Raw genomic sequence first — 18,691 nt, 5'->3', positions numbered from 1 at the left:
GGTTTCAGTCAACCCGAACGGCATGCCGAAGTCAAGCGAGGCCTTTTTTGCCCTAAAAAAGCGCCTGCGGGGCATTTTTGGGGCGCTTTTCTGGCTTCGGAGGGCTTGGCCGCCGCAGCCTTGAGCGGGCCGTGTTGTATTTTTTACGGGGGTGTTGTGTAAAAAAATGAACAAGGCTAAGCTCGATTTAAACCCATAACAGCAATAATACCGGGGTGTTTCATGTCTCGCCTGCCGTTAATCGGCGTCACCGCCTGCTCCAGGCAGATCGGTCTGCATGCTTATCACATCAGTGGCGACAAGTACGTCCGCGCCGTGGCAGTAGCCGCCAAGGGCGTGCCCATGATCCTCCCGTCCCTGGCCGATATTCTGAGCCCGTCCGATATTCTGGACGGTCTGGATGGCATCCTCTTTACCGGTTCACCCTCCAATATCGAACCTTTTCACTATAGCGGTCCCGCCAGCGCGCCGGGAACCGCGCACGACCCTGCCCGTGATGCCAGCACCCTGCCGCTGATCCGCGCCGCGGTGGCGGCCGGGGTTCCGGTACTGGGGATCTGCCGCGGTTTTCAGGAAATGAACGTGGCCTTCGGCGGCAGCCTGCATCAGCGGGTCCACGAAGCCGGTCCGTTCATGGACCACCGTGAGGACGATAGCCAGCCGGTGGAAGTGCAATACGCTCCGGCCCATGCGCTGCATGTACAGCCGGGCGGGGTGCTGGCCGGCCTCGGCCTGCCGGCGCAGATTGAAGTCAATTCTATTCATGGCCAAGGCGTTGAACGTCTGGCGCCGGGCCTGAAGATAGAGGCCCTGGCACCCGATGGGTTGATTGAGGCCTTCTCTGTCGAGGGGGCGCCGATCGAGGGAGGCAAGGCTTTTGCTTTGGGGGTGCAATGGCACCCCGAATGGCAGGTAAGCTCTAACCCTCACTACCTCGCCATCTTCCAGGCATTTGGCGATGCCTGTCGCAAGCGGGTCATTCAACGCGACGCCAATGCGTCACAAAAACCTGGCTTATAAGAGCCAGGAAACTCACGCCTAGAGGCATTTATGAGTAACAACCTCGACCAGCTCACCGATTGGTTGAAAGACCACAAGATCACAGAAGTCGAATGCATGATTGGCGATCTGACCGGGATTACCCGGGGCAAGATCTCGCCGACCAACAAGTTCATCGCCGAAAAAGGCATGCGCCTGCCCGAGAGCGTGCTGTTGCAGACGGTGACCGGCGACTATGTCGAAGACGACATCTATTACGAACTGCTGGACCCGGCCGACATCGACATGGTCTGCCGTCCGGACCAGAACGCGGTATTCCTCGTGCCCTGGGCCATCGAGCCGACCGCCCAGGTGATCCACGACACCTACGACAAGCAGGGCAACCCGATCGAACTGTCGCCGCGCAACGTGCTCAAGAAGGTCCTGAAACTCTACGCCGACCACGGCTGGCAGCCGATCGTGGCGCCGGAGATGGAGTTCTACCTGACCAAGCGCAGCGACGACCCGGACTACCCGTTGCAGCCACCGGTCGGTCGCTCCGGGCGCCCGGAAACCGGTCGCCAGTCGTTCTCCATTGAAGCGGCCAACGAATTCGACCCGCTGTTCGAGGACGTCTACGACTGGTGTGAACTGCAGGAGCTGGACCTCGACACGCTGATCCACGAAGACGGCACGGCGCAGATGGAAATCAACTTCCGTCACGGTGATGCCCTGTCCCTGGCCGACCAGATCCTGGTGTTCAAGCGCACCATGCGCGAAGCCGCGCTCAAGCACGAGGTAGCCGCCACCTTCATGGCCAAGCCGATGACCGGCGAGCCGGGCAGCGCCATGCACCTGCACCAGAGCATCATCGACATCGAGACCGGCAAGAACGTCTTCTCCAATGAAGACGGGACCATGAGCCAGCTGTTCCTCAATCACATCGGCGGCCTGCAGAAGTTCATCCCTGAGTTGCTGCCGCTGTTCGCGCCCAACGTCAACTCGTTCCGCCGCTTCCTGCCGGACACCTCGGCACCGGTGAACGTGGAGTGGGGCGAAGAGAACCGCACCGTGGGCCTGCGCGTGCCGGATGCCGGGCCGCAGAACCGTCGGGTGGAAAACCGCCTGCCGGGCGCCGACGCCAACCCTTACCTGGCCATCGCCGCCAGCCTGCTGTGCGGGTTCATCGGCATGGTCGAAGGCCACAACCCGAGCGCGCCGGTGGTCGGCCGCGGTTACGAGCGCCGCAATCTGCGCCTGCCGTTGACCATCGAGGACGCCCTGGAGCGCATGGAAAACAGCAAGACCATCGAGAAGTACCTGGGCAAGAAATTCATCACTGGCTACGTCGCGGTCAAGCGGGCCGAGCATGAAAACTTCAAGCGCGTCATCAGTTCGTGGGAGCGGGAATTCCTGCTCTTCGCCGTCTGATGCGCGGGGCGCCGCCGTCAACGGCGGCGCCCTCACCGGAAAATCAGGAGAGTTCCAATGACCAGCAACAACCCGCAAACCCGTGAGTGGCAAACCCTCAGCAGCGAGCACCACCTGGCCCCGTTCAGCGACTTCAAGCAATTGAAGGAGAAGGGCCCGCGGATCATCACCAACGCCGAGGGCGTTTATCTCTGGGACAGCGAGGGCAACAAGATCCTCGACGGCATGGCCGGGCTGTGGTGCGTGGCCATCGGCTACGGCCGCGAAGAACTGGCCGACGCCGCCAGCAAGCAGATGCGCGAGCTGCCGTACTACAACCTGTTCTTCCAGACCGCCCACCCGCCGGCGCTGGAACTGGCCAAGGCCATCTCCGATGTGGCCCCCAAGGGCATGAACCATGTGTTCTTCACCGGTTCCGGTTCCGAAGGCAACGACACCATGCTGCGCATGGTTCGCCACTACTGGGCGATCAAGGGCCAGCCGAAGAAGAAAACCATCATCAGCCGCGTCAACGGCTATCACGGCTCCACCGTGGCCGGCGCGAGCCTGGGCGGCATGACCTATATGCACGAACAGGGCGACTTGCCGATCCCGGGCATCGTGCATATCCCGCAGCCTTACTGGTTCGGCGAAGGCGGCGACATGACCCCGGACGAGTTCGGGATCTGGGCGGCCAACCAGCTGGAAGAAAAAATTCTCGAAGTCGGCGTCGATAACGTCGGTGCCTTCATCGCCGAGCCGATCCAGGGCGCGGGCGGCGTGATCGTGCCGCCAGAAAGCTACTGGCCGCGGATCAAGGAAATCCTCGCCAAGTACGACATCCTGTTCGTCGCCGACGAGGTGATCTGTGGGTTCGGGCGTACCGGTGAGTGGTTCGGTAGCGATTTCTACGACCTCAAGCCGGACATGATGACCATCGCCAAGGGCCTGACCTCCGGCTACATCCCCATGGGTGGCCTGATCGTGCGCGACGAAGTGGTGGCGGTGCTCAACGAGGGCGGCGATTTCAACCACGGTTTCACCTATTCCGGGCACCCGGTGGCCGCCGCCGTGGCCCTGGAAAACATCCGCATCATGCGCGACGAAAAAATTATCGAGCGCGTCAAGGCAGAAACGGCACCTTATTTGCAGAAACGCCTGCGGGAACTGAACGATCACCCGCTGGTGGGTGAGGTTCGCGGAGTCGGCCTGTTGGGCGCCATCGAGCTGGTTCAGGACAAGGCCACCCGTGCGCGGTATGTCGGAAAAGGCGTCGGCATGATCTGCCGGCAGTTCTGCTTCGACAATGGCCTGATCATGCGCGCCGTGGGCGACACCATGATCATCGCTCCGCCCCTGGTGATCACCAAGGAGGAGATCGATGAGCTGGTGAGCAAGGCCCGCAAGTGCCTGGACCTGACCTTGAGTGCGTTACAGGGCTAAGTGCTAGGCTCTGAGCGGAGTACCCCGCGGTACTTCGCTCGGGGCGGCCATAAAGGATGGGGTCTTCTGTTGAAAGCCCGCCTTGGAACTTGCCAGACTACCGCCTGTTTTTAGTTGCCTGGCAACCGGTCGCTGAACACAAGGTTAAAAAGAATAATTGGAGCATGACGCATGAAGGCAATAGGTATGAAGAAAGCTGGCAAGACCCTCCTCGCCATGTCCCTGATGGGCGCGATGGCGGCAGTGGCCCAGGCAGACGACAAAGTGCTGCACGTTTACAACTGGTCCGACTACATCGCACCTGACACCATCGCGAACTTCGAGAAAGAGTCCGGGATCAAGGTGGTCTACGACGTTTTCGATAGCAACGAGACCCTGGAAGCGAAACTGCTGGCAGGCAAGTCCGGTTACGACGTGGTCGTGCCGTCGAACAACTTCCTGGCCAAACAGATCAAGGCCGGTGTTTATCAGGAGCTGGACGTCTCCAAGTTGCCCAACTGGAAAAACCTGAACCAGGATCTGCTCAAGGCGGTTTCGGTCAGTGACCCGGGCAACAAGCACGCTTTCCCATACATGTGGGGTTCCATCGGCATCGGCTATAACCCGGAGAAGGTCAAGGCTGCGCTGGGCGTCGACAAGATCGATTCCTGGGACACCCTGCTCAAGCCCGAGAACATCGCCAAGCTCAAGGGCTGCGGCGTGAGCTTCCTCGACTCGCCAACCGAAATGATCCCGGTCGCCCTGCATTACCTGGGCCTGCCGACCGACAGCCAGAAGAAAGACGACATCAAGAAAGCCGAAGAGCTGTTCCTCAAGATCCGTCCTTCGATCACCTACTTCCACTCCTCCAAGTACATCTCGGACCTGGCCAACGGCAACATCTGCGTAGCGGTCGGTTACTCGGGTGACGTGCAGCAGGCCAAGTCCCGCGCCGCCGAAGCCGGCGACAAGGTAAAAGTCAGCTACGTCATTCCGAAAGAAGGCGCCGGCACCTTCTACGACATGGTCGCTATCCCCAAGGATGCGGAAAACGTCGAGGGCGCCTACAAGTTCATGACCTTCCTGCAGAAGCCTGAAGTCATGGCCGGCATCACCAACGCCGTGCGTTTCCCGAACGGCAACGCCGCCGCAACGGCACTGGTAGAAAAAGACATCACCAGCGATCCGGGCATCTACCCGCCAGCCGACGTGCAGGCCAAGCTGTATGCGATCGCCGATCTGCCGGCCGCTACCCAGCGTGAGCTGACCCGCAGCTGGACCAAGATCAAATCCGGCAAATAAACCGGTTTGAGGCAGCAACCGCTGGCCGTCGTCCCCGCGAGGGCGGTCAGCGGTGCAATTAAATGACAGAAAGTTTTGCTGGATCGGTTTATCGAAGGTAAGTTGCGCGCCGGTTTTGTTGCTGGGCAGCTCTTGGCTGTCATGTAGTGCGGGCAACTCAGGCCCAATTGTTGAGAGGACCTCCACTTGCCTATTTCTTTATTTCGCAAAGCCATTCTGGTGGGCGCCGGGCTGACGCTGGCCGTCAGCGCTTATGCCGCGCCGACCGTGCATATTTATAACTGGTCTGACTATATCGGTCAGAGCACATTGGCGGACTTCGAAAAGGCCACCGGCATCAAGCCGCTGTACGACGTGTTCGATTCCAACGAAACCCTGGAAGGCAAGTTGCTCGCCGGTCGTACCGGTTATGACGTGGTCGTGCCGTCCAACCACTTCCTGGGCAAGCAGATCAAGGCCGGGGCGTTCCAGAAGCTCGACAAGGCGCAGTTGCCCAACTATTCCAATCTCGATCCGGTGCTGCTCAAGCGCCTGGAAAAGAACGACCCGGGCAACCAGTACGCCGTGCCTTACCTGTGGGGCACCAACGGCATCGGCTACAACGTCGAGAAGGTCAAGGCCGCGCTGGGCGTGGACAAGATCGACTCCTGGGCCATGCTGTTCGAGCCGGAAAACATCAAGAAGCTGTCGAGCTGCGGCGTGGCTTTCCTCGACTCCGCCGATGAAATGCTCCCGGCGGTGCTCAACTACATGGGCCTGGACCCCAACAGCCAGAACCCCGACGACTACAAGAAGGCCGAAGCCAAGTTGCTGGCGGTGCGGCCTTACGTGACCTACTTCAACTCCTCGAAATACATCTCCGACCTGGCCAATGGCGAAATCTGCGTGGCCGCGGGTTTCTCCGGCGATGTGTTCCAGGCCAAGGCGCGCGCGGCCGAAGCCGGCAAGGGCATCGAAATCGCCTATGTGATTCCCAAGGAAGGCGGCAACCTCTGGTTCGACATGCTGGCCATTCCCAAGGACGCCGGTAACGTCAAGCAGGCCCATGCCTTCATCAATTACCTGCTCAAGCCTGAGGTGATCGCCCAGGTCAGCGATTCCGTCGGTTATGCCAACCCGAACCCCAAGGCGGGCGAGCTGATGGACCAGTCGGTCCGCAAGGACGAAGCCGTTTACCCGGCGCAGGAGATTGTCGACAAGCTGTACGTCAACTCAGAGTTGCCGCCCAAGATCCAACGACTCATGACCCGCAGCTGGACCAAGGTCAAGTCGGGCAAATAGCGTCAATCGCTCAAACTATCCAGAGTTCGCCCGCATGGGGCGAACTGCAAATTCTGTTGGGAGTTTCGTAAATGGCAGTTGCCTCCGGCGCCTACAAGAAAGCCCTCGAGGGCGACCAGACACCGAAGCAGGTGTTGGTCAAGATCGACCGGGTCACGAAGAAGTTCGACGAGACGATTGCCGTGGACGACGTGTCCCTGGAAATCAAGAAAGGCGAGATCTTCGCCCTGCTCGGCGGTTCTGGCTCGGGTAAGTCCACCCTGCTGCGGATGCTCGCGGGGTTCGAACGGCCCACGGAGGGGCGCATCTACCTGGACGGTGTGGATATCACCGACATGCCGCCCTACGAGCGGCCGATCAACATGATGTTCCAGTCCTATGCCTTGTTCCCGCACATGACCGTGGCGCAGAACATCGCCTTCGGCCTGCAGCAGGACAAGATTCCCAAGGCCGAGATCGATGCCCGCGTGGCCGAGATGCTCAAGCTGGTGCAGATGAGCCAGTACGCCAAGCGCAAGCCGCACCAGCTGTCCGGCGGCCAGCGCCAGCGCGTGGCCCTGGCCCGTTCCCTGGCCAAGCGGCCGAAACTGCTGCTGCTCGACGAACCGATGGGCGCCCTGGATAAAAAGCTGCGCTCGCAGATGCAACTGGAGCTGGTGGAGATCATCGAGCGGGTCGGCGTGACCTGCGTGATGGTGACCCACGACCAGGAAGAAGCCATGACCATGGCCGAGCGTATCGCGATCATGCACTTGGGCTGGATCGCCCAGATCGGCAGCCCGATCGACATCTACGAAACCCCGACCAGCCGCCTGGTCTGCGAGTTCATCGGCAACGTCAACATCTTCGAAGGTGAAGTGATCGACGACGCCGAAGGCCACGCCACCATCACCTGCAAGGACCTGGACCGCAACATCTACGTGGGCCACGGCATCAGCACCTCGGTGCAGGACAAGTCGGTGACCTACGCCATCCGCCCGGAAAAACTCCTGGTGACCCCGGACATGCCGACCTGCGAATACAACTGGTCGAGCGGCAAGGTGCACGACATCGCCTACCTGGGTGGCCACTCGGTGTTCTACGTCGAGCTGCCGAGCGGCAAGCTGGTGCAGTCGTTCGTGGCCAACGCCGAGCGTCGCGGCGCGCGTCCGACCTGGGGTGACCAGGTGTACGTCTGGTGGGAAGACGACAGCGGCGTGGTACTGCGCTCATGAACATGCGAAAGCTCAAGCGCCGACTCAATCGAATAATTCCCGGTGGCCGTCAGATGGTCATCGGGGTTCCGTTCCTCTGGCTGTTCCTGTTCTTCATGCTGCCGTTCTTCATCGTCCTGAAGATCAGCTTCGCCGAAGCGGACGTAGCCATTCCGCCGTACACCGAGATCTACAGCTTCATCGACCAGAAGCTGCAGGTGCTGCTCAACCTAGGCAACTACGCGATGCTCGGCGACGACGAGCTGTATATCGCCGCCTACCTCGGCTCGTTGAAGATGGCGTTCTTCAGCACCCTGCTGTGCCTGTTGATCGGCTACCCGATGGCCTATGCCATCGCCAGCGCCCGCAAAGAGCTGCAGACCGTGCTGGTGCTGCTGATCATGATGCCGACCTGGACCGCGATCCTGATCCGCGTCTACGCCTGGATGGGCATCCTCAGCAACAACGGCCTGCTCAACGGCTTCCTGATGAGCATGGGCTTGATCGACGAGCCGCTGCAGATCCTCAACACCAACCTGGCGGTGTATATCGGCGTGGTCTATTCGTACCTGCCGTTCATGATCCTGCCGCTCTACGCCAACCTGGTGAAGCACGATACCAGCCTGCTGGAAGCCGCTTCGGACCTGGGTTCGAGCACTTTCAACAGCTTCTGGAAAATCACCGTGCCGCTGTCGAAGAACGGCATCATCGCCGGCTGCATGCTGGTGTTCATCCCGGTGGTGGGCGAGTTCGTGATCCCGGAACTGCTCGGCGGTCCGGAAACCCTGATGATCGGTAAAGTGCTCTGGCAAGAGTTCTTCAACAACCGTGACTGGCCGGTGGCATCGGCCCTGGCAGTGGTGATGCTGGCGATCCTGATTGTGCCGATCATCCTCTTCAACCGCAGTCAGGCCAAAGAAATGGAGGGCAAGGAATGAAGCGCTTCAGTTTCTCGAACCTGATGCTGGTGGTGGGTCTGCTGTTCATCTACCTGCCGATGCTGATCCTGGTGATCTACTCGTTCAACGCCTCCAAGCTGGTGACGGTCTGGGGCGGCTGGTCGGTGAAGTGGTACGTCGGCCTGCTGGACAACTCGCAACTGATGGGCTCGGTGGTGCGTTCCCTGGAGATCGCCTGTTACACCGCGATCGCCGCGGTAGCCCTGGGTACCCTGGCGGCCTTCGTCCTGACCCGTATCACCCACTTCAAGGGCCGCACGCTGTTCGGCGGCCTGGTCACCGCGCCGCTGGTAATGCCGGAAGTGATTACCGGCCTGTCGCTGTTGCTGCTGTTCGTGGCCATGGCGCAGATGATCGGTTGGCCGCAGGAGCGTGGCATCGTCACCATCTGGATCGCCCACACCACGTTCTGCGCGGCCTATGTGGCGGTGGTGGTGTCGGCGCGTCTGCGCGAGCTGGACTTGTCCATCGAAGAGGCGGCCATGGACCTGGGTGCGCGGCCGTGGAAGGTGTTCTTCCTGATCACCATCCCGATGATCGCCCCGTCGCTGGCGGCCGGCGGCATGATGTCCTTCGCCCTGTCCCTGGACGACCTGGTGCTGGCGAGCTTCGTCTCCGGCCCGGGCTCCACCACCTTGCCGATGGAAGTGTTCTCGGCGGTGCGCCTGGGGGTGAAACCGGAAATCAACGCCGTGGCCAGCCTGATCCTGCTGGCGGTGTCGCTGGTGACCTTCCTGGTCTGGTACTTCAGCCGCCAGGCCGAAGAGCGGCGCAAGCGCGCCATCCAGCAAGCCATCGAAGAGGCCGCGGCCGATTCCTGGAAGCAGCCGGACGTGCGCCGCGCACAGGCCCCGGAAGCGGCCTGATACGCGACAGCCGCAAGGCGTTGACCGCAACAAGACATCGCCCCTGTTCAGGGGCGATGTCGTTTTCGGGGGTGGCCCCGGCCTTGAGTGCTGCGTCGACTGGATCGCCAGCCAAGCTAGCTGCTGCGGGTCAGGCGTCGTTCACCACAGGGGTTACTGCGTCGTCCGCGCCGGCAACAGCTTCAGGGTGCTGTGGGTATTGGCCGTGACCTCTTCTTCGTTGAAGTGCGCCTGCTGGTACACCCCTTCGATATAAGCCTCGGCCTGATCCTGATAGTGCTTGTCGAACAGCACGCCGCTTTGCCCGACCGGGTTGATGCTCAGGCTGTGGGCCGGATCGGCGAAGTCGATCAGGCGCCGGGTGGACGGACCATAGGTCACTGGCCAGGGCGCGGGGCCGATCTTGGCCGATTGATTGTTCGGCACTTCGTGGGTGCCCGGCGCGGCGAACGGGCCGACGTTGAACACCCGGTCCAGGGGCTTCTGCAGGCCCAGCGGATGACCGTGGGTCAGGGTATGCGCCTGGCCCCACAGCCACTTCGTCGAGTCGTCGCCAAAGGTCGCCTTGAGATGAGCGAGGCTGGCGCGCCAGGCGACCCTGACGGTGTCGGCGCGACTTTCCTGGCCCAGGGTGTTGCGGTTGTCCCACCACGGCGAATCGGCGGAGGCGACCAGGCGTGGCAGCGCGGCGTCGATCACCCGGGTGGACAGCAGGGTGTCGAAGAAGGCGTCGCCCAGCTCGTCATGGAAGGCTGCGTCGGTGAGGTTGAACAGGAACTGGTTGAACAGGGTGGCGCTGGTGGAGTCCAGCGGGTAGTCGCCTTTCCACTGCGCCAGTTGCTCCACCAGCTTGAGCTCCTGCGGGTCGCTCACTACTTCGCGCAGGACTGGCAGCAGCGGCGCCAGCAGGCGCGGGCCATAGGCAGTGGTGGTGCCCAGCTGGAGTTTCTGGCTGGCGTCGATATCCCATTTCACGCTCTTGTCGCCGAGCTGGCGGTCCAGTTGCTGGCCACGGTCGGCGAGGTTGTAGTAGCCGGGAATCTCCATGCCGGTGGGTGAGACCGGCTGGAAGTTGGCCGAAACGATATAGCCGCGCGCCGGGTTTTCTTCCTGGGGGTTGGCGCTGAATGGGTAGAAGCCCTCTTTGTCCGCCAGCGAAGTGCTGCCGTCGAGGATGAACGTGCCCTTGGCGCCGATCGGGCGTTTCGGCAGCAGTGCCGCGGCCCACCAGCCGATGTCGCCCTTGGCGTTGGCCCAGACGATGTTCAAGCCCGGCGCCTGGACCTTGGACGCGGCACTGCGGGCCTTGGCCAGGGTGTCGGCGCGGTTGAGCTGGTAGAAGCCGTCGAGGATCGGGTTCGGCGTCTCGAGGAAGGCCCACCACATGGCGATCGGCGTCTTGCCGGCATTGGCCCCGAGCACGTCGTTGACGATCGGCCCGTGGGGCGACTGGCGCAGGATCTGGGTGACCGGCGGCTGCCCCTTCACCGCGATCTGCTGCTCGCTGTTGACCAGGTCGACCCACTTGCCGCGGTACCAGACCTGGTTGGCGTTGTTCGGGTTGACCTTCTCGGCGATCAGGTCCAGATCGTCGTTCTGGAACATGGTCAGGCTCCAGCCGAAGTCCAGGTTGTGGCCGAGAAAGGCGAAGGGCACCAGCGCCTGGTGATGACCGTAGAGTTCGAAGCCCGGTGCCGACAGCTGGGCCTCGTACCACACCGACGGCACCGCGAAGCGGATGTGCGGGTCGCCGGCCAGCAACGGTTTGCCGCTCTTGGTGCGGCTGCCGGACACCGCCCAGGCGTTGCTGCCCTCGAATTGCGGCAGGCCGGCGTCGGCCAGGGCCTGCTCGCTCAGCCGGGCGATGGCGCCCAGGTCCTGCCAGTCGCTGGAGGCCAGGCTTGGCGCCAGCGGGCCACGGCCCTTGGCCAGGGCGCCCTTGGGCTGCCAGTCGAGGTCGAAGACTTTCAGGTAGTCGCTGCCGAGCTGGTCGCGCACGTAGGTCAGCAGCGGTTCGGTGCGGAAGGCCGCGGCGAAGCTGTAGGCCATGTAGCCGGCGACGCTGATGCTGTCTTCGGCAGTGAAGGAACGCTTGGGAATGCCGAGGACATCAAATTCGATCGGTTGCGGATGGCTGTTCTGATACTGGTTGACCCCGTCCAGGTAGGCTTGCAGGCCCTTCCAGGCAGGGGACTGGCGATCCAGCCCGGCGACATAGCTGTCGGCGCGCTCGCGGATGCGCAGGCTGCGGAACAGTTTGTCGGTGTCGAGCAGTTTGGGGCCGAGTATCTCGGCCAGCTCGCCGCGGGCCAGGCGCCGCATGACTTCCATCTGGAACAGCCGGTCCTGGGCGTGGACATAACCCAGCGCGCGGTACAGGTCGGTTTCGTTTTCCGCGCGGATATGCGGCACGCCGCGTTCGTCGTAGCGCACCGTGACCGAGCCCTGCAGGCGCTCCAGTTCGACCTGGCCCTGGCGCGACGGCTGCTTGCTGTACAGGTACCAGCCCCCTCCCGCAGCAAGGGCAAGGATCAGGACGACGAGTACGGTCAGGCTGCGTTTCATGGCGACTCCTTGTTCTTTCTGCGATTTGCCTGCCGTGGGGAAGGCAAACATTTAGCACAGGCCTTCTGTGCCGGGCATCCGTTGTCTGCGAAAAGTCAGGAATGCCTTAATCCGTCTGTTTCGGCCATGGACAATAACAGCCCACCGCCAAGGTGTGGGTGGCGCTGACCGCGCGGCCTTCGTGCAGGGCCTGGAGGATAGGTTCGATAAAACTGTTGCTGGAATTGCAGGTCAGGCCTTCGCTGTAGGGGCCGAAATAGGCCAGGGTGCCGTTGCGGTCCCAGATCGCCACGGCCGGGCTGGCGGGGATCTGCTCCGAGCCGGGCAAGCCGTCGAGGATTTTCAGACGGCTCAGGGTGGCGGGCAACTGGCCGTGGCTGCCGGCCTTCTGCACCGAGTAGAACTCCACGCCCTGCGGGCCGTAGTGTTCGATCAGCTCGGCCAGATGCTGCTGGTTACCGACATTGCACGGGCAGGCCGGGTCCCAGAAATGCACCAGGCGGATGGCGCCTTTGCCGGCCAGCCCGGGCGGCAGTTGCAGCGGGTCGCCGGAAAACACCGCGGTGTGTTCGCTGAAGGTGCGCAGAAAACGTCCCTGGAACCAGTCGTAGGCGACCCACAGCACCCCGGCGCACAGGAGGGCGAGCAGGCTGGCAAGCAGGGTCGTGCGGTAGGGCAGACGCATACGGATCATTCCTCGAAGGTCGCGTAGCTTGCCATGCTTGCCCCGACAGATGAATATCGCAGGCCGATAAAGCCTGTTTCGCGTTCCGCGCCACCCTGGGAAACCCTTATGTCTGCGACCTTCGACCCCGACCTTCTGCGCGCCAGCCTGCGGCCCTTGGCCGAGGCGCAGCCGCTCTCGGCCCAGGCGCAGGCCTATCAGCGTTTCTATGGGCTGGATCTGCCGGTCAAGCGTGGACTGGGGCGTTTCGCGGTCGATGGTTTTGAGGTGGTTGGCCAGGTCTGGTGGCCCGAGCAGCCGGTGGCGACCTTGTTTCTGTTGCACGGTTTCTACGATCACATGGGCTTGTACCGGCATGTGATCGAGTGGGCGCTGCAGCGGCAGTGGGTGGTGATTGCCTGCGACCTGCCGGGTCATGGCCTGTCCAGCGGCGAGCGCGCCAGCATCGATGATTTCGCGGTGTACCAGGCGGTGCTGCAAGGCTTGTTCGACGAAGCCCGGTCCCTCGATCTGCCCCAGCCCTGGCACCTGTGCGGGCAAAGCACGGGCGGGGCGATCGTGATCGATCACTTGCTCAACCAGGGCACGCAGAGCCCGGCCCAGGGCCAGGTGATCCTGCTCTCGCCGCTGGTGCGCCCGCGTGCCTGGGGCTGGTCGAAGCTCAGCTATTACATGCTCCGGCCTTTTGTCAAAGGCATCGCCCGGCGCTTCAGCGAGAACTCCACCGACCCCGATTTCCTGCCGTTCCTGCAGCGCGACCCGTTGCAACCCCTGCGCCTGCCGACCGCCTGGGTCGGCGCGCTGGCGCAGTGGATCAAGCGCATCGAGCTGGCCCCGCGCAGTAGCCGGCAGCCGCTGATCGTTCAGGGGCAGGCGGACATGACAGTGGATTGGCAGCACAACCTGCAGGTGATCCGGCAGAAGTTCCAGCAGCCCCAGGTGCTGATGCTGCCCGAGGCGCGGCATCACCTGGCGAACGAGGCGGCGTGCATTCGCCAGGAATACTTCGCCTTCCTGAACCAGCATCTTTGAATGGATTTACGCGCCTGTAGCCGCTGCCGAAGGCTGCGACAGGTCCGTAGGACCTCAGTGGTCGCAAGATCGGCGCGACCGTACCGGTGATCGTCCGAACGCGGCCCGAGCCTGCGGCAGCGGCTACAAGGGGCGCCTAGGGCGCGAGGCTCGAAGTGCTCTGGCCGACGGCCAGCCCGGCGCGGATCGCGGCGAGGGCGGCTTGGTAGTAGGCCTTGCCTTCGGCGGACTCGGCGAAGTTGGCGAACTCTTCCAGCTCGGGGTCGGACAGGTCGCGATAGACGTACAGCAGGGTGTTGTTCAGGTCGTTGCCGATCTGCACCATCAGCCGCTGGCGCTGGCCGTTGAGCATGTTCTGCGCCTGGCCGGCCCCCAGCAGGCCGGGGATCATCTGGCTCAGGCTGTCGGCAGCCACCCCGGCGATGGCCAGGCTGACTTCCGCGCCGGCTTCACGGGCCGGCAGCGCCTGGGCCAGGTGGCCGATAATCAATTGACGGGTATCGCTGGCCTGCATCTTCGGCAAGCCTTGGGCATTCTTCGCCAGTTGGTCGCGGCGGGTCGCCAGCAGTTCGGCGGCAACGATCTTGCGCCCCAGCGGCGACTGGAAAAACGCCAGGGCCGGTTTCGGGTCGGCGAGATTCTGCCGCAGCTGCGCCTGGGCGCGGCGGTCCATGGCCTGCGGCGCGAAGCGCTGGTTGCTGTTATTGACCAGGGCCTGATAGACCGCTGGCGGCAGGCTATTCTGGTAACGCTGCTGGGCGGCGGTAAGAGCATCGTTGAAATGCGCGCGTTGTTCCGGCCAGCCGGCGACCTTGTACAACTGGTCGTGGCCGTCTGCCCAGGCGGGCAACACACAGAACATCAACAGTGAAAAAAGCAAACGGCGCATAAGGACTCCTGTCGGCAGCCCACTATTCTCCGGGGCGAGGCGATGGTTGTCGAGAATTCGTATCAGGTTCAGTACGCAAACTGTTCGATCGAACGACGAACAGAGGCGGCGCCAGGCTGCTTGGTCAGAATTCTCTCGCGGATCTGTCGGATTCATCTGGGTGTGGATACTATGCGCGCCATGCAAATACCCTCTGATCACCCCCTGCTGTTACGCATTGTCGATGACCTGGCCACCCGTGGCTGGTCGCAGCAGAACATCTTCCTGCCAGAAGCCCTGACCCTGGAGCTGGCGGCCGAGTGCCGTAAGCGCGCGGCCGAAGGCGAGCTGGCGCCGGCGGCGGTTGGCCGTGGTCCGGCGCAGGAGATTCGCGAGGGGATCCGTGGCGATCACATCCAGTGGCTCGAGCCCGGCCAGGCCGACTGCTGCGATACCTACCTGGGGTTGATGGACAGCCTGCGCGAGGCGCTGAACCGCGGGCTGTTCCTCGGCCTGGAAGACTTCGAAAGCCATTTCGCGCTGTACCCGCCAGGGGCGTTCTACCTCAAGCACGTCGACCGTTTCCGCGACGATGACCGGCGCATGGTGTCGGCGGTGATCTACCTCAACCAGGACTGGCTGCCGGAGCAGGGCGGGCAACTGCGCATGTACTTCGATGGCGAGAGCGAATACGACGTGGATCCCGCCGGCGGCCGGCTGGTGGTGTTCCTCTCCGGCGAGGTGCCCCACGAAGTCCTGCCCGCGACCCGGGAGCGCCTGTCCTTGACGGGCTGGTTCCGCCGTCGTGGCAACGAGCCGTTCTGATCATGCACAAGATCCTGGTCAGTCGCTGCCTGTTGGGCCATCGCGTGCGTTACGACGGGGCGGCCAGCGGGCCGTTCGATCAATTGGCGCGCTGGCAGGCCGAGGGCCGGGTGGTCGCACTGTGTCCGGAAGTCGCCGGCGGCTTGCCGACGCCACGGGCGGCCGCGGAAATACCCGGCGGGCAGGGCGGCGAAGTGCTCGATGGCCTGGCGCAGGTCATTACTACCGAGGGCGAGGATGTCAGCGCCGAGTTCCTCAGCGGCGCCCGGCAGGCGCTGGAGTTGGTACGCGAGCATGGGATTCGCATCGCCGTGCTCAAGGCCAACAGCCCGTCCTGCGGCAACCTGCTGACCTATGACGGCAGCTTCAGCGGGGTCAAGGTCAGCGGCGAGGGCGTCACCGCCGCCTTGCTCAAGCGCGCCGGGGTGCAAGTGTTCAGCGAGCTGGAACTGGCCGAGGCCGCCGCGGCCCTGGCGGCGCTCTAGCCCCTGTAGCCGCTGCCGCAGGCTGCGAAAGCTCCGCAGGAGCTCAGCGATACCACGTTCGACGCGGCCGTACCGGCCGATCTCGGCCTTGCGGCAGCGACTACAGCATCAAGGCTTGGGCGGCTTGCTCGCATCCATGCCGAACCATTTTTCCGACAACGCCATCAACCGACCATCGGCCTTGATGCGCTGCAGCGCGCCATCGAGGCTCGCCTGGAACGCCGGGTTACCTTTCTGGAACGGGATCGCCAGGCTCAGGGTCGGCCCGACCTTGGCGCCTTCCTTCACCGGCAAGCGGCTGTCGCGAATGGCGTAGGGGATCAGCAGGCGATCGCTGATGGCCGCGTCGAGCTGCTTGTCGGCCACATCCTTGATGGGTTGCTGGGCGTTCGGGTAGCTGCGCAGGTCGATGCCTTCAACGGTGCGTGCCTGCTCGGCGAACTGGCTGCCCTGGGCCACACCGAGGGCCTGGCCCTGGAGCGCCTGCAGGCTGCCCAACGCGCGCGCTTCTTCCTTGCGTACGATCAATTGTGCACTGGAATAACTGTAAGGCTCGCTGAAGTCGAAACGATCCTTGAGTTCCGGGGTCATTGCTACGTGATTGATGGCGATGTCGTAGCGGCCGCTTTCGACGCCAGGTAGCAGGTCGGCAGCGTCGGCGACCACGAAGTCCGCCCGCACATCCAGTTCCCGGGCGAGCAGTTGGCCCAGCTCGACTTCGAAGCCGGTGAGTTTGCCGTCGTCCTTGAAGTTGAAGGGCGGGGTGTTGGCTTCCAGCGCGATACGCAGTTCCCCGCGATCGTTCACATCGTCGATCAGTTCGGCTTGAGCGTAAGTGCTCACAAGAGGTAGCAAAAGTATCAGGCCAGGCAGGAAACGCATGGTCACTCCTTGAATTTATATGTGCGATGCGCTGTTCAGGCTCGCTTTGCTATGGTGTTGATTGCCCTTCGACAACGATATGCCACGAAGTTGTCATAACCGTACCGATTTTGCGGAAAAACTGGAGAATAGAATGAAAACCTTTATATCTCGTGCTGCGTTGACCGGCCTGATGCTGGGGGCTTCTATGCTGGCTTGTGCGGCGGATATTCCTCGCACCAAGGCGCCGGAAGGCGCTTCTGTATTTATCGTCACCCCGGTCAATGGCGATACCGTGGCCAAGACCTTCAAGGTCAAGTTCGGCGTCAGCGACATCTCCCTGGCGCCCGCCGGCGACCAGACTCCGCACACCGGGCACCACCACCTGCTGGTCGACGTCGACAAGCTGCCAGCCGAAAACATGCCGATCCCGGCCGACGCCCAGCATATCCACTTCGGCAAGGCCCAGACCGAAACCGAGCTGACCCTGGCCCCGGGCAAGCACACCCTGCAGCTGGAGCTGGGCGACAAGAACCACGTGCCGTTCGACCCGCCAATCGTTTCGGAAAAGATCACCATCACCGTCAAGTAAGCGCGGGCGGTAAAAACTGCCTGTAAACGAAACTGCCTGTAAACAAAAAGGGAGGCCCCAGGGCCTCCCTTTTTATTGCCAGCGAGTGCTTAGAACAGCACGCGGCTGCGGATGGTGCCGTTGACGTGTTGCAGCTTCTCTTGCGCCAGCTCCGAGTATTCGGCGTCGACGTCGATCACCACGTAGCCAACCTTCTCGTTGGTCTGCAGGAACTGACCGGAGATGTTGATGCCGTTTTCGGCGAAGACCTTGTTGATCTCGCTCATCACACCCGGGATGTTCTCGTGGATGTGCAGCAGACGGTGCTTGCCAGGGTGAGCCGGCAGGGCCACTTCCGGGAAGTTCACGGACGATACCGAAGTACCGTTGTCGCTGTACTTGACCAGCTTCTCCGCCACTTCCAGGCCGATGTTGGCCTGGGCTTCGGCGGTCGAGCCGCCGATGTGCGGGGTCAGGATCACGTTGTCCAGGCCGCGCAGCGGGCTTTCGAACTCTTCGTCGTTGGAGCGTGGCTCCACCGGGAACACGTCGATGGCGGCGCCGATCAGGTGCTTGTCCTTGATCGCTGCGGCCAGGTGGTCCAGTTCGACCACGGTGCCGCGGGCGGCGTTGATCAGGATGCCGCCTTTCTTGATGGCGCGGATTTCCTTCTCGCCGATCATCCACTGGGTGGCAGCGGTTTCCGGAACGTGCAGGGTGACGATGTCGGACATGCCCAGCAGCTCGTGCAGGTTGCCGACCTGGGTGGCGTTACCCAGTGGCAGCTTGGTCACGGTGTCGTAGAAGAACACCTGCATGCCCAGGCCTTCGGCCAGGACCGACAGTTGGGTGCCGATCGAGCCGTAGCCGACGATGCCCAGTTTCTTGCCACGGATCTCGAAGGAGTTGGCCGCGCTCTTGATCCATCCGCCACGGTGGCAGGAGGCGTTCTTCTCCGGGATACCGCGCAGCAGCAGGATCGCTTCGGCCAGCACCAGTTCGGCTACGGAACGGGTGTTGGAGTACGGTGCGTTGAACACCGCGATACCGCGCTCGCGAGCCGCGTCGAGGTCGACCTGGTTGGTGCCGATGCAGAAGCAGCCAACAGCGACGAGCTTCTTCGCGTGATCGAAGATTTCTTCAGTCAGTTGGGTGCGGGAGCGAATGCCGATGAAGTGCGCATCGGCGATCTTTTCCTTCAGTTGGGCTTCCGGCAGAGAACCGGTGAGGTACTCGATACTGGTGTAGCCCGCGGCCTTGAGGACGTCGACAGCCGATTGGTGGACGCCTTCGAGAAGAAGGAACTTGATCTTGCTCTTATCGAGAGAAGTCTTGCTCATCTGCGTAAACCTGTGTCCCGGAGAAAAATGGCAGGAAATGGTCAACAG

At 62.5% G+C, this 18,691-nt stretch carries 17 protein-coding genes; 12 read left to right on the top strand and 5 right to left on the bottom strand.

All coding sequences use genetic code 11. The features are described 5' to 3' along the window. Positions 1–222: 222 nt before the first annotated feature. From C4K27_RS29495 to C4K27_RS29460, 8 genes are all read left to right on the top strand, one after another. Complete coding sequence (locus tag C4K27_RS29495) at positions 223–1,020, top strand: gamma-glutamyl-gamma-aminobutyrate hydrolase family protein (protein WP_053263036.1); 798 nt, start codon at positions 223–225, stop codon at positions 1,018–1,020. A 30-nt stretch (positions 1,021–1,050) separates the two neighbouring features. After that, positions 1,051–2,409 (top strand): glutamine synthetase family protein, encoded by a 1,359-nt coding sequence (locus C4K27_RS29490; protein ID WP_007928318.1) that lies wholly within the window; start codon positions 1,051–1,053, stop codon positions 2,407–2,409. 57 nt (positions 2,410–2,466) lie between these two features. Then, positions 2,467–3,831 carry an aspartate aminotransferase family protein gene (locus C4K27_RS29485; RefSeq protein WP_053263035.1) on the top strand — a complete coding sequence of 455 codons (1,365 nt, stop codon included), beginning with the start codon at positions 2,467–2,469 and terminating at the stop codon, positions 3,829–3,831. Between the two features lie 186 nt (positions 3,832–4,017). Continuing rightward, on the top strand, positions 4,018–5,112 hold the full coding sequence (locus C4K27_RS29480) for a polyamine ABC transporter substrate-binding protein (protein WP_053263034.1): 1,095 nt from the start codon (positions 4,018–4,020) through the stop codon (positions 5,110–5,112). A gap of 186 nt (positions 5,113–5,298) precedes the next feature. Then, the gene (locus C4K27_RS29475; protein ID WP_053263033.1) at positions 5,299–6,393 is read left to right on the top strand and encodes a polyamine ABC transporter substrate-binding protein; all 1,095 of its coding nucleotides are present in this window, start codon (positions 5,299–5,301) and stop codon (positions 6,391–6,393) included. Positions 6,394–6,464: 71 nt separating this feature from the next. Then, positions 6,465–7,607: an ABC transporter ATP-binding protein gene (locus C4K27_RS29470; RefSeq protein WP_007928322.1), complete on the top strand. Its 1,143-nt coding sequence runs from the start codon at positions 6,465–6,467 to the stop codon at positions 7,605–7,607. Between the two features lie 35 nt (positions 7,608–7,642). After that, positions 7,643–8,524: an ABC transporter permease subunit gene (locus C4K27_RS29465; protein WP_169916015.1), complete on the top strand. Its 882-nt coding sequence runs from the start codon at positions 7,643–7,645 to the stop codon at positions 8,522–8,524. Continuing rightward, entirely contained in the window at positions 8,521–9,411 is an 891-nt protein-coding gene (locus tag C4K27_RS29460; RefSeq protein ID WP_023967929.1) for an ABC transporter permease subunit, read from the top strand. Before C4K27_RS29465 ends, C4K27_RS29460 begins: the two co-directional genes overlap by 4 nt. A gap of 153 nt (positions 9,412–9,564) precedes the next feature. On the opposite strand, the gene C4K27_RS29455 is transcribed toward C4K27_RS29460, so the two are convergent. Next, entirely contained in the window at positions 9,565–11,976 is a 2,412-nt protein-coding gene (locus C4K27_RS29455) for a penicillin acylase family protein (RefSeq protein WP_053263032.1), read from the bottom strand. Between the two features lie 106 nt (positions 11,977–12,082). After that, positions 12,083–12,661 carry a DUF6436 domain-containing protein gene (locus C4K27_RS29450; protein ID WP_053263031.1) on the bottom strand — a complete coding sequence of 193 codons (579 nt, stop codon included), beginning with the start codon at positions 12,659–12,661 and terminating at the stop codon, positions 12,083–12,085. A gap of 108 nt (positions 12,662–12,769) precedes the next feature. Here C4K27_RS29450 and bipL point away from each other — a divergent pair, with 108 nt between their 5' ends. Further along, complete coding sequence (bipL, locus tag C4K27_RS29445; RefSeq protein WP_053263030.1) at positions 12,770–13,693, top strand: phospholipase BipL; 924 nt, start codon at positions 12,770–12,772, stop codon at positions 13,691–13,693. A 136-nt stretch (positions 13,694–13,829) separates the two neighbouring features. Here the strand turns inward: bipL and C4K27_RS29440 are convergent, their stop codons facing one another. Next, positions 13,830–14,582, bottom strand: a complete 753-nt coding sequence (locus tag C4K27_RS29440; protein ID WP_053263029.1) for a DUF2059 domain-containing protein — start codon at positions 14,580–14,582, stop codon at positions 13,830–13,832. Positions 14,583–14,753: 171 nt separating this feature from the next. Here C4K27_RS29440 and C4K27_RS29435 point away from each other — a divergent pair, with 171 nt between their 5' ends. Together C4K27_RS29435 and C4K27_RS29430 are read left to right on the top strand one after the other, a co-directional pair. Next, on the top strand, positions 14,754–15,386 hold the full coding sequence (locus tag C4K27_RS29435; protein WP_009051368.1) for a 2OG-Fe(II) oxygenase: 633 nt from the start codon (positions 14,754–14,756) through the stop codon (positions 15,384–15,386). 2 nt (positions 15,387–15,388) lie between these two features. Then, complete coding sequence (locus C4K27_RS29430; protein WP_053263028.1) at positions 15,389–15,871, top strand: 2-thiouracil desulfurase family protein; 483 nt, start codon at positions 15,389–15,391, stop codon at positions 15,869–15,871. 108 nt (positions 15,872–15,979) lie between these two features. Here C4K27_RS29430 and C4K27_RS29425 read toward each other — a convergent pair whose 3' ends face one another. Continuing rightward, complete coding sequence (locus C4K27_RS29425) at positions 15,980–16,753, bottom strand: transporter substrate-binding domain-containing protein (protein ID WP_053263027.1); 774 nt, start codon at positions 16,751–16,753, stop codon at positions 15,980–15,982. Positions 16,754–16,886: 133 nt separating this feature from the next. Between C4K27_RS29425 and C4K27_RS29420 the strand changes: the two genes are divergently transcribed. Further along, positions 16,887–17,324: a DUF4399 domain-containing protein gene (locus tag C4K27_RS29420; protein ID WP_007932860.1), complete on the top strand. Its 438-nt coding sequence runs from the start codon at positions 16,887–16,889 to the stop codon at positions 17,322–17,324. A gap of 89 nt (positions 17,325–17,413) precedes the next feature. Here the strand turns inward: C4K27_RS29420 and serA are convergent, their stop codons facing one another. Continuing rightward, on the bottom strand, positions 17,414–18,643 hold the full coding sequence (gene serA / locus C4K27_RS29415) for a phosphoglycerate dehydrogenase (RefSeq protein WP_007932850.1): 1,230 nt from the start codon (positions 18,641–18,643) through the stop codon (positions 17,414–17,416). Positions 18,644–18,691 lie beyond the last annotated feature (48 nt).

Source organism: Pseudomonas chlororaphis subsp. chlororaphis (assembly GCF_003945765.1).
GTDB classification, from domain to species: domain Bacteria; phylum Pseudomonadota; class Gammaproteobacteria; order Pseudomonadales; family Pseudomonadaceae; genus Aquipseudomonas; species Aquipseudomonas chlororaphis.
The sequence above is the reverse complement of the archived record's forward strand: the minus strand, read 5'-3'. Positions and strand labels throughout refer to the sequence as shown.